This is a genomic window from Paenibacillus sp. GCM10027627 (assembly GCF_042675505.1).
GTDB lineage: Bacteria > Bacillota > Bacilli > Paenibacillales > Paenibacillaceae > Pristimantibacillus.
In genome coordinates this window covers 901,802-913,996 of the sequence record NZ_JBHTHB010000001.1, presented here as the reverse complement: position 1 = coordinate 913,996, position 12,195 = coordinate 901,802, and the positions used below count along the sequence as shown (strand labels likewise).

3 protein-coding genes are annotated in these 12,195 nt (G+C 47.6%); all 3 read left to right on the top strand.

Annotation, left to right across the window (positions count from 1 at the left end; all coding sequences use genetic code 11):
- Positions 1 to 21 precede the first annotated feature (21 nt).
- The 3 genes from ACFQZE_RS04250 to ACFQZE_RS04240 are packed head-to-tail and all read left to right on the top strand — an operon-like array spanning position 22 to position 12,175.
- Entirely contained in the window at positions 22 to 6,801 is a 6,780-nt protein-coding gene (locus tag ACFQZE_RS04250; RefSeq protein ID WP_379353995.1) for an HAD-IIIC family phosphatase, read from the top strand.
- A 14-nt stretch (positions 6,802 to 6,815) separates the two neighbouring features.
- A complete protein-coding gene (locus ACFQZE_RS04245; protein ID WP_379353993.1) occupies positions 6,816 to 7,088 on the top strand; it encodes an acyl carrier protein in 273 nt (90 codons plus the stop codon).
- Positions 7,089 to 7,108: 20 nt separating this feature from the next.
- Complete coding sequence (locus ACFQZE_RS04240; protein ID WP_379353991.1) at positions 7,109 to 12,175, top strand: amino acid adenylation domain-containing protein; 5,067 nt, start codon at positions 7,109 to 7,111, stop codon at positions 12,173 to 12,175.
- Positions 12,176 to 12,195: the final 20 nt, after the last annotated feature.

The window sequence follows — 12,195 nt, the reverse complement described above, 5'->3', positions numbered from 1 at the left end:
TCCAGAAGGAGTGAACAAGGGTTGGACGAACTATTGAAATCCATATTGGAGCATACCTCCACCGGCAAGCTTGACAAGGGTGTCGCAGCGCAATTTATCGGGCAATTAAAAGCTATGCAAACGGAGAAGCAGTCGGACCGAAAAGACATTGCGATCATTGGGATAGCTATGCAGATGCCGTTAGCGGAGGATGCTGATCAATTTTGGGAGCTATTGAAAACCGAAACCGATTTTGTTCGTCCTTTTCCTGATCAACGTCAGCGGGATTATTGGAACTACAAAGTCGCTTTGAATCAGGACGAAGGGATGGACATTCGATTCAAAGAAGGCGCGTATTTGGAAGAAGTCGATAAATTTGATTACAAATTTTTTCGTATGTCCCCGGCAGAAGCCAATATGACTGATCCGAACCACCGGCTATTTTTGCAAACCGCCTGGAAGGCCATAGAGGATGCGGGATACGGCGGAAACCGGTTATCCGGCACAAAGACCGGCGTTTATGTGGGGTATTCCCCGCCTGAAATCCCCTACAGCAGAATAGTAGAGCAAAGCAATCCCGAGGATTTGCATTTGTCATTCGTAGGAAATATTCAGGCCATGATCGCCAGTAGAATTTCGTATCTTTTAGACTTCAAAGGCCCGACCCTTACTGTGGACACAGCCTGCTCTTCTTCATTAGTCGCTGTACATTTGGCGTGTAAGGCGATTCAAACCGGCGACTGCGATCAAGCTCTTGCAGGAAGCATAAATCTATATTGGGGACTTCCGGAGAGGGATGTCAAAATAGGCATTGAATCTTCTGACGGTCGAACGAAGGCATTTGATGACAGCTCTGATGGTACGGGTGAGGGAGAAGGCTCAATTGTGGTCGTTCTGAAGTCGCTGAATCAAGCGCTTGCGGATGGCGATCCCATTTATGCCGTCATTAAAGGCAGTGCAATTAACCAGGATGGACGTTCAATCGGGATCACCGCTCCAAATGCTGCAGCTCAATCGGATGTCATTACAGGCGCATGGAAGGATGCCGACGTTGATCCGCAAACGATCACATATATCGAAGCGCACGGTACGGGAACCAAGCTGGGAGATCCTATTGAAATCGAGGGGATTAGCAGTGCGTTTGAGCGTTTTACGGGCAGAAGGCAATTTTGCGCACTTGGCGCTCTCAAGTCAAACATCGGTCACCTGAATAGTGCGGCCGGGCTTGCGGGACTTGTTAAAGCGGCATTGGCGCTCAAAAATAAACAGCTTCCGCCCAACGTTCATTTTCAGCGTCCGAATCGGGAAATTTCGTTTGATCGATCACCCGTCTATGTCCTCGATCGATTGACGGATTGGAAGACGGAAGGTGCTCCTCGCAGATGCGGGGTTAGTTCATTCGGACTTAGCGGCACTAACTGCCATGTAGTGATGGAAGAAGCGCCTGTAAGGCAGCGAAAATCCGAGCAAGAAGAGACTACGACAGAGATATTCACTCTTTCGGCCAAGAGCTTGCAGTCCTTAAAGGAATCGATCTCGCATTTTCGCCGTTATATTTCGAAGAACTGGGGGGAAATAACGAGCCTGCGTGACATTTGTTATACGCAAAATACGGGGAGAGGCCATTACAATTATCGCCTGGCGTTCGTGATTACAAGCTTGAAAGATTGGCAAGAGAAAATCGATTGGCTGTCCACGTCTGATTGGGAACGGATACAACGTTCGGATATTTATTATTGCGAACAGAGGGCCAAAGCTGCGAAACAAAATCCGTCCGATGGGATCGGATGGTATGAAGAGGACATACGCCAGCTTTCTTTAACGGAATTATGCCGTTTATATGTTTCCGGCGCGAAGGTGAATTTTGCACAATTGTATCCAGCCGAAAGCTGCATGAAGGTTAACCTGCCGGCCTATTCCTTTGAAAGAACTCGCTGCTGGGTTTCTTTGCCCGAGGTGCCTCGGCATGACAATCTAAGCAAGGATGAGAATCAAGGCAGAAAGACACCTAAAGACAACCAGCCTTTTGCGGTTAAGCTCCAAGGAGACATTGCCGCTTGCACGCAAACCGAACAAAAGCTTGCCCAAATATGGGGCGAGGTGTTCGGAATTGCAATGATAGATAGAGATGACGACTTCTTTGAATTAGGGGGAGACTCCTTAATTGCGGGACTTATGTTATCTAGGGTGCAGAAGGGATTTGCAGTTGATCTGCTATTGAATCAAGTTTTTGCAAACCCAACGCTCCAAATGCTCGCAAGAGAAATTGATCATTCGGACAAAATGTCGTTTACCGATATTCGTCCCGCAACGAATCAATCCTACTATCCGACGACACCTGCGCAACAAAGAATGTATATTTTGGAGAAAAAATCGCGAGAGCTTACTTCGTATAATATGCCAGCGGTGCATATGATCAACGGAAGACTCGACTACTCGCGTTTTGCCGAAGCGATGCGGCAGTTGGTGCAGCGTCATGAAGCGTTCCGAACATCGTTCCAGTGGGTGGAAGGGGAGCTGTTGCAGCATATACAGCCTGAAATGCCAATAGAGCTCGTATTCGGCAGCGTGACGGAAGCCCAATTACGGGATAAAATGCGTGCCTTCGTCAAACCGTTCGATTTAAGCAAAGCCCCGTTATTGCGCGTCGAATTGCTGGAGATGTCGGAGGATAAGCATATCCTCCTCATGGACATGCACCATATTATTTCGGACGGATTTTCCTTACGCATCTTCTTTGGAGAATTGCATCGGCTGTATGCCGGCGACACTCTTTCTCCTCTCCGTATTCAATATAAAGATTATGCCGTCTGGCTGAAGGAACAATCAGGCACGTTATATTTACAAAAACAGGCGAAGTATTGGGAAACGATCATGGCTGGCGAATTACCCGTCTTACAAATGCCTCTCGACTTTGTGCGGCCTTCGAAGCAAACCTTTGCAGGAAATACCATCCACTTTACGATTTCGGGCGAAATAACCGAAAAGCTCAAGCAGTTCGTCAAAAATTACGATGCAACGCTGAATTCCGTCTTATTTGCCGTCTATTCGGCGCTGCTCCGCATAAACACCGGTCAGAACGACCTTATCATCGGTACGATTGTTGCCGGCAGGCTGCAAGTGGAATTGGAGAGTGTCATCGGGATGTTCGCCAATTTCCTTCCAATCCGTCTGAAAGTGAGAGAGGGAAGTACGTTGGCCGAGCATGTCAAGGACGTGCAGCGAACGCTCATCGATGCTTACGATCATCAAATGCATCCGTTCGATGAACTGGTTGAAAAGCTGGGAGCCAATAAAGATGCAAGTAGAAATCCGCTCTACGATACGCTCTTCCTGTTCCATAACGAAGCGGGTTCCGACAATGATGCCGGGGATAACCAGTTAGATATACAAGATTATCCATGGAATGACAAGGTTGCTACAGTGGATTTCAAGCTGGACGTACACCTAGAAGAGGATCATTTGGCATGCAATCTGCAGTATAATACCGCCTTATTTAAGCTGGAATCCATGGAGCGGTTTGCAGAGCGCTTTGAGCAGCTCGTTGCCTACTTATTGGAGCAACCGAATGAAGTGGATTGGGCTACTCCTTTCAAGCTCGATCAGACGATGAAGCAAGAACACTCTTTAGATGAAGTGAATTGCGTTGCCGTAGCGGCTACGTTTACCGCAGAATCGCTGAAGCCTTATATCGAATGGTGGCTGGATCATTTTCAATTGGATATTGGGGTCGAGATTGGTCCGTATAATCAACTATTTCAGCAGCTATTGGATCCTGCCAGCCTACTATCCGCGAACCTTGGAGTAAACGTTCTTCTCCTCCGGATGGAGGACTGGATACGTGACGACATGACGACGGACATGCAAAAATGCAGCAAACTAGAGCAAACCTACCGCGAATGGCTGGATATTTTCAAAAATAGAGGGATGAACGCGATTTGGTTTGTAGGCGTTTTCCCTGTCTCCACACATCTCGGCTTGGGCGAAGATGTCATTCGTTGTATTGAGAGCCTGAATAGGCGATGGCTGGATGAAATCGAGCCAATGGACGGTGTGACCGCCGTCAACTTGCTTGAGGCATCTTCTCTGTACCAGGTGAAGGATGTTTTCGATGTGCATAAAGACGTAAAGGGTCATCTGCCATTTACAGTGGAATATGAGGCCGTAATTGGGACATTGATTGCCCGAACGTTAATGGCCTGGAAACGGCAGCCCTTTAAAGTTATCGCGCTCGATTGCGACAATACGTTATGGCAAGGCGTTTGTGCTGAGGACGGAGCGCTCGGTGTCCGTGTGGAAGAACCTTACAGAGAGCTTCAAAGGTTTGTCATTCAGAAGCAGCAGGAAGGCATGTTGATTGTGCTGTGCAGCAAAAATAACGAAAGAGACGTGTGGGACACGTTTGAGAACAATGAGGGGATGCTGCTCAAGAAGACACATATTGCGGCTTGGCGGATGAATTGGCAATCGAAATCGGACAATCTTAAAGAGCTTGCCAAAGAGCTGAACGTCGGTCTGGATAGCATCCTGTTTATGGATGACAATCCTGTTGAATGTGCGGAAGTTATGAATCGTTGTCCGGATGTTTTTACCGTACAGATTCCTGACAATCGTGGGGCGCTTCCCCTGTTTGTCAAGCATATTTGGGCATTGGACCGGATGAGGATTACGGATGAGGATCGCAACCGTACGGCGATGTATCAAGCGGAGAACAAGCGGCGGGAATCACAGAATTCAGAAGCCTCACTTGCTGACTTTTTACAAAATCTAAAGCTGGAAGTAAGCATAAGGCCCATGGCATCCTTAGAACTGCATCGAACGGTTCAATTAACGCAAAGAACGAACCAGTTCAACTCCAGCACCATCCGCAGGTCAGAGCAAGAGGTACAGGCATGGGTGTCCCAGCCCGAGCATAGTTGCTGGGTGGTCGAGGCTCGGGATCGGTTTGGGGATTACGGCTTATCGGGCTGCTTATTCTTGTACGTGAAAAATGAGGCGCTGTGGATTGATGCGTTCATGCTCAGTTGCCGAATTCTAGGAAAAGGAATTGAGGATGGGGTTTTAGCCGCTATCAAGTCCTTGTGCAAAGAGCGGCAATTAAGCAAGGTGATGTTACGCTTCGTACCCACGGAGAAGAATGATCCGTTCTGGCAGTTTCTGCAGAGAAGCGGATGGGGTGAAGATGGAGACCACTATTCGATTCAGGTTGAATTATTGCAAGGTACGCTCCAGCATCTGAAGATCAAATTCAATGAAGCGTTGGAAGACATCGACCCTCATGACGCCAATATGCCAAGCGATGAGCGGTCCGCCAAGATTCCGACCTTCGAAAAACTCGCTGCAAAGTCGGATATACCGGAGAACCTGGCCGCCTATGATTGGGAGATTGAACTCGTCAATGAGACGCAGCTGCAACACAGAAACCACTATACTCCACTTGAAGCCTATACAGGGGAACGATTGCTTGCACTTCTGAAAGCAGTAGAGAGGAGAAAAGAAATGGCTCAGCAGTTTGTAGCTCCGGGGACCGAGCTGGAGTCAGCGGTGGCGAAGGTTTGGAGCAAGGTGCTTAGCCTGTCTCCCATCGGCGTTCATGATGACTTTTTCCAATTGGGCGGGACATCGCTCAAAGCCGTATATCTCGATGTAGAGATGGAACAAGCGGGCTTCCCTTCTGAAAATTTGCTCGTTTTCGATTTCAGAACCGTGCATCAAATGGCAAGTCATTTTGAAAAAAATCAGCAAATTCCCATGAGCGATCCGCAACTTGAAATGCAAGATCAAATGCAAGATCAAATGCAACCGCAACTCCCATCCTTACTACAATTGGAGGAACCTATGAATCTAGTGCGATTTGACCACAAGTTTCTAAGCTGCTATAAGGGACAATTGATCAGCTATTTGCAATGCAAAGGCGTACCCATCGAGTTATTGCTTTTTAACTCCTTTGAAAGTACGGAGGAAATCGTAAGACAATTGTTCGAAGAGAAAATTGTTATGAAATGGGCATACAGCACCTCGTATTTAAAAGAGGAAGAGGAGTTTCCGGACATCGGTCTTCAAATGATATACAAGGAGTTCAACAGCTTCGAGGAAATGGAAGACGAAATTTTAGCTTTAATCCGATGGGGCAAGTGGCTGGTCGTATCCGTAGATCACTACTATTTGCCTCATTCCACAGAGATGAATAAGCGCCTGAAGCCTGATCCGAATGATGGCCATACCGTTATTGTGACAGGTTATGATCCAAGCACAGGTCAAGTGACTTTGCTCGATGACGGTCACACCAATTATATTACGTACCGTTACCCTCTAAATACGATCCGGCATGCAAACAATCAACTGAATGATGAGAAAAAATATTTATTATATTTCGACTTTACAGCCAAAGCGCCGGATAAAGACAACTTAAAACAGAAGTATCGGCAGTGGATCGAATCGTTTAAGGACGATTTGGCATTTTATGATTCACTGGGAGATCATATTATCGCAAATAAAAACAACATGGCCGAATTGAGAAGATTCATCGATGCGCTGCACATTATTTCCGGATCGAGAACTATTTTTTCTAAATATCTACAGTTCATTGAGTATGATACGGCAATAATAGATCAATTGCAGATGTGTAGCCAAATGGCGGACAATTTGGTCAGACATATCGTTAAGTTTACAATGTCTCAGGATATAGAGACAGAGCAATTCCAAATCGAAAGCGATGGGCTCAAGCAACTGGAGAAGGGGATCATTGCTCAGTTAAAAGCGGACTCCGAATTAAAGAAATCCGGTTATTTCAACCAAAATCTCGTCAATATAAATGGCTAGTGGAGGTGTATTAGATGATAAATAACGAAATGGATACATTTATTCAAGAGTTTTCAATTTTTTGTGAGAAAAAATTCAATATTAAGGCTCCAGAGCAGATCGATGTTCATACCCCCATCGAGCAGATTTTTGAATTTGATTCTCTTGTTTTGACTATGTTTGTCATTAACTTGGAAGAGCATTTCAACATACGCGTGCCGGTTGAGGAAATCAATAGATTGGGAATTCATAGCGTGTCTAGTTTGACGCACTATATCGAAAATCGAAAAGCTGCCGTCAATGGGTAAGCGGTTAGCACAGGGGGGACATGATGGAGGCATTGGGCGCTACTTCAGGGGCTGATCCGCGAGAGAAAACCATCCATCAGTTGTTCGAGGAGCAGGTAAAGCAGGCACCGGACAACATAGCGATTGTATTCAAGGAACAGCAACTCACGTACCGTGAACTAAACGAGCAGGCGAATCGGTTGGCAAGAACGTTAAGGGCAAAAGGAGTAGGTGCGGAGCAAATTGTGGCCATTATGGCGGATCGCTCAATTGAGATGGTCGTTGGAATGCTTGCGATTCTGAAGGCCGGCGGCGCGTACATGCCAATCGACCGCATGTATCCAGCGGAGCGAACCCAGTACATGCTCAAGGATAGCGAAGCGGTATTGCTCCTAACTTATGGAGTAGAAGCGCAGCTGGCAGGGGGGACAGTGGAAATACTGGATTTGGGAGATAAGCGTTCTTATGCTGCTGACGATTCCAATATGAGCAATGTTAACTTCCCAAATAGCCCCATGTACGTGATTTATACATCGGGAACGACAGGACGACCCAAAGGGATCTTGATGCCGCATCTAAGCATCGTCAATTTGCTTGCTTTTCAAAAACAGAAGACGACGATTAATACGCGTCGTACGTTATCTTTAGCTTCCGTTGGTTTTGATGTATTCACCCAGGAAACCTTTTCAACGTTGTTATTCGGAGGAACGCTTTTTGTTGTCGAAGAAAGTGTCAAGCATGATCCTTGGCAGTTAATTCAGTTTATCGAGAGTCATGAGATTTCTACCGTGTTTTTACCTACGGCCTATCTGAAGCATATGATTTCCAATTCAGACTACTCGGATAAACTACTCCAGCATACGGAGCATCTCGTTGTTGCCGGTGAGAAGCTTGAACTAAACAAGGAATTTATTGACAATAGCTTGCAAAGGAAGGCCCAAATCCACAATCATTACGGACCTTCAGAGACGCATGTCGTTACGACTTTTACGATGGGAAGCAACGACAGCTTGGCGTTAATACCGCCTATCGGTAAGCCGATCTCGAATACTTGGGTGTATATCGTGGACGAAAGCAACAATCTGCAGCCGACCGGCGCGTCAGGGGAACTGTGCATAAGCGGAAACGGATTGGCGCTAGGGTATTTGAACCGATCGGAATTAACGGCAGAGAAGTTTGTGGAGAACCCTTTTGTGCCGGGACAGAGGATGTACAAGACGGGAGATTTGGCGAGATGGCTGCCCGACGGAAACCTTGAGTATTTGGGCCGGATTGACCAACAGGTGAAAATCCGTGGCTATCGCGTGGAGTTAGGAGAAATCGAAGCGCAACTATTGCAGATCGCATCGGTTCAACAAGCGGTAGTCATTACGTTAGTAGACGAGGCCGAGCAGAGCCAATTGTGCGCTTATGTCGTCGCGGATCATACGCTTGCGGTAACTGAAGTAAAGACAGCATTATCGTCGCAGCTGCCGGCGTATATGCTTCCGACGTATTTGGTGCAATTGGAGAGGATGCCGTTAACACTCAACGGTAAGGTGGATCGTAAAGCACTGCCAGCTCCCGAAAAAAGTCTAGCAACAGGGGCGACCTATGTAGCTCCGCGCAATGAGGCAGAAGCGGAACTGATCCGCATATGGCAACAGGTGCTTGGAGTCCAGCCGATAGGGGTGAAGGAAGACTTCTTCAATATCGGGGGACACTCGCTGCGAGCCATGCTTTTAGTGACGAGGATTCACAAAGCGATGGGGATCCGTGTGACATTAAGGGACATTTTCCAGCATCCGTCGGTGGAAGAGTTGGCGAAATACATCGGTAGGCAAAAAGAGCAATCGTACCAGCCAATCCGTCTGTTAAAGAAGCAGAAGGAGTATCCAGCATCGTGGGCACAAAAACGACTGATGGTATTGAGTCATCTTGACGGAGTCGACACAGGATACAATATGCCGGAGGCGAGGCTGCTTAAAGGCGTATTGGACGTAAACCGACTGGAGCGGGCAATAAAATCGTTGATCAAACGGCATGAAATTTTGCGGACATCGTTAACGTTCGTCGAGGGAGAAGCGGTGCAGATTGTCCATGACGAACTTGAAGTGCACCTGGAGCGAATGGATGCGAGCGGGGAGGAATTGGAAGGGCTCATACAAGGCTTTGTGCGCTCATTTGATTTTGGAGTGCCTCCGTTATTCAGGGTAGGTTTGATTCGTATGGAGGAAGAGCGGCATGTATTGCTATGGGATATGCATCATGCGATAGGTGACGGGTTTTCGATAGGCATATGGTTGAGGGATCTTGAACATCTGTATCGGGGCGAAGAGCCCCAGCCTCTGCGGGTGCATTATAAAGATTATGCGGTGTGGCAGCAGGAGCGGCAGGGAAGCGAGGAAGCAGCCCGGGAAGAACGATACTGGCTGGAGCAATTTGCGGGAGAGATTCCTGTGCTGCAATTGCCTGCGGATTATCCGCGTCCGGCGATGCAGAGCTTTATTGGGGAGCATGTACGCTTCACGGTGGATCGTGAAACGATGAGCAAGCTGCGGAGGGTGGCGGAATCATCGAACAGCACGCTGTATATGGTGCTGCTATCCGCATACAATGTGCTGCTGTGGAAGTACAGCGGCCAAGAAGACATTGTGGTCGGTACGCCGGTAGCAGGGAGAATGCATGCGGACCTGGAACCGTTAATCGGCATGTTTGTGAACACGCTCGCGATAAGGAATTACCCGCAGGGAAACCAGACGTTTCTTGGTCTTCTGGAGCAGGTGAAGGAAAATGTGCTGCAAGCGTTTGACCATCAGGGGTATCCATTTGGGGAATTGGTGGAGAAGGGACTCGGAAGAAGGGATATAAGCCGCAATCCTCTCTTTGACACGATGTTCGTGCTGCAAAACTTGGAGACGGAGCCATTCAACCTCGAAGGATTGGAAACGTCGCTCTATCCAATCGAGCAGCCCGTCGCAAAGTTCGATTTGACGTTAGAGGCCAAGCTGCTGGAGGATGGTGGTCTGGCCATAAGCTTCGAATACGCGGTGAAGCTGTTCAAGCGCGAGACGATCGAACGAATGAGGAAGCACTTGCAACGAATATTCCAGGAAGTAGGCGAGTGCTCGGAGGTTCCGTTAAGTGCAATTGAGATGCTGGATGAGGAAGAAGCGTGGCAGCTGACGGAGAGATTCAACGATACTTATGAAGCTTATTCACGAGAGAAAACCATCCATCAGTTGTTTGAGGAGCGGGTAGAGCAGGCACCGGACAATATAGCGATTGTATTCGAGGAACAGCAGCTCACTTATCGGGAACTAAACGAGCGGGCGAATCGGTTGGCCAGAACGTTACGTGAGAAAGGAGTAACTTGGGATCAACGCGTAGGGCTTATGGTCGAACGTTCCTTGGAAATGATTGTGGGGGTACTGGCGATTATGAAAGCAGGGGGCGCATACGTCCCAATCGATCCCCTGCTTCCGACGGAAAGAATCCAGTACATGTTGGAGGACTCGGGAGCGAACGTACTGCTGTTGCAAGGGCATTTGCGGGAACGCACTTTTTTTCCGGGAGAACTCGTCGTGCTCGATAATGAGCAGGCCTATCATGCGGATGGTACGAATCAGGAGTCCGTTTCTGGAGCGAAAAATTTAATCTATGTCATCTATACGTCAGGGTCAACCGGTCAGCCCAAGGGAGTTCTGGTTGAGCATCGATCCGTTGTCAATATTTTAAGCCAGCTGGAAAAAGAATATCCGATGTTGCCGTCAGACGCTTTTCTGCTAAAGACCTCGTATACGTTCGATGTTTCTGTAGCGGAGCTGTTCGGTTGGTTTATAGGAAAAGGGAAGCTTGTCATTTTACCGCCAGGTGAAGAGAAAGATCCGTTATCCATCATACAGCGAGTGGAAGCACAACACATTACACATCTCAATTTTGTGCCTTCCATGCTGGGTATATTTTTAAACAGTTTGGAGGAAAGCCATTTTGCTAAGCTGCGAACTTTAAAATATATTTTCGCAGCTGGAGAGGCGCTTACCGATAAGGTAGTGGAGAAATACAGACAGCTACCCCTTAAAGCGAGATTGGAGAACATATACGGACCGACGGAAGCGACCATCTATGCGACGAGTTATACCACAACGACTACCGGAGTAGGCGAGACGGCGAATGTACCCATTGGGAAACCGCTTGGAAATGTTCAGACTTGGATCGTTGATCGACTTAATCGCATGCAACCGATTGGTGTGCCGGGGGAACTTTGCATTAGCGGGGACGGTTTGGCACGAGGTTATTTGAACCGGCCGGAATTGACGGCAGAGAAATTTATTCGGAATCCGTTTAAGCCGGAAGGGCGGATGTATCGTACAGGGGATTTAGCGAAATGGCGGCCGGATGGAAACATTGAGTATTTGGGCCGGATCGACCATCAAGTGAAGATTCGAGGTTACCGGATTGAGTTAGGGGAAATTGAGGCTCGACTGGTAGAGCATAAGGACGTGCAAGAGGCGATTATTGTTGCGATAGAACAGCATGCTGAGCCGAAGCTTTGTGCGTATTACGTCGAGCCTGACATAGACGGGAAAGAGGCGCTAAGCGCAAAAGAATTGCAGCACTATTTGGCGTCCAAACTTCCATCGTATATGATTCCGTCCTACTTTGTGCGATTGGAGCAGATGCCGTTGACACTAAACGGCAAAGTGGATCGCAAAGCGCTGCCTAAGCCGGAAATAACCAAGAAATCGAATTCGCATGTTGTCGTACCTCGTAATGAAGTCGAAGAGCAAATTGCAGGGATATGGTCTGATCTTCTTGGAGTCATTCCGGGCGAGTTGGATATAGACGACAATTTTTTTGAAATAGGCGGAAACTCGCTGCTTCTTATTAAAATGCAGACATCCATCAACAAACATTATTCCGGAGTGATTAAAGTTTCCGACTTGTTTAAGTATCCATCTATTTCTGCGCTTTCTGCTTTTCTAACAGATAAGCTTCAGCCTAAAGCTGCACCGGCAAAGAGCTCCCTGGTCAGCAATCCACAGCTTGATGTCTTGAATATTTTGACGTTAATGGAGACAGGCGATCTGGAGTTGGAAGAAGCTATGGCTTTACTTAAAAAAGGGTAACACGAAGGAACAATAGACTA

Bases quoted from the DNA above. Each gene is read 5' to 3' on its own strand.
- ACFQZE_RS04240 (WP_379353991.1), top strand. From the start codon at position 7,109: ATGATGGAGGCATTGGGCGCTACTTCAGGGGCTGATCCGCGAGAGAAA.
- ACFQZE_RS04245 (WP_379353993.1), top strand. From the start codon at position 6,816: ATGATAAATAACGAAATGGATACATTTATTCAAGAGTTTTCAATTTTT.